Annotated in this window: 1 protein-coding gene; it reads left to right on the top strand. The window is 31.0% G+C overall.

Annotated features, from left to right (window positions below; translation table 11 throughout):
* A partial coding sequence (locus SINDD18_RS10100) for a transposase (RefSeq protein ID WP_193750856.1) occupies positions 1-364 on the top strand: 364 nt, incomplete at its 5' end.
* Positions 365-407: the final 43 nt, after the last annotated feature.

Raw genomic sequence — 407 nt, 5'->3', positions numbered from 1 at the left:
CTTAGAAAACAATCCATCTCTAAAAAATGATTATGAGGTTGTACATTCACTTCGTGAATGTATACAGGATAGAGATTATATAGAATTCAAGGAAACGATTGAAGCAGCTACGCAATTAGACCTATCTCCTGGTTTAAAAAGAGTATTAAAGACTCTTATGACTTACTTGCCATATATTCAAAATACTTGTGAGTATCCAACTAGAACAAATGGCCCTATTGAAGGAATAAACAATAAAATAAAAGTGCTTAAAAGAAATGCCTACGGCTTTAGAAACTATTACCATTTTAGAAATAGGATTATTTTAATAACAAAAATGTTTGGCCCAAAACAAAAAGGAATTAAGCAACAATTAGTTGCTTAATCCCTTCCTAAATTTCTTCATCAACACTATTTGACAAAGAGCC

The sequence above is a fragment of the Streptococcus infantis genome (assembly GCF_001579645.1).
Lineage (GTDB): Bacteria > Bacillota > Bacilli > Lactobacillales > Streptococcaceae > Streptococcus > Streptococcus infantis_E.
This window is presented reverse-complemented; position numbering and strand designations above follow the sequence as displayed.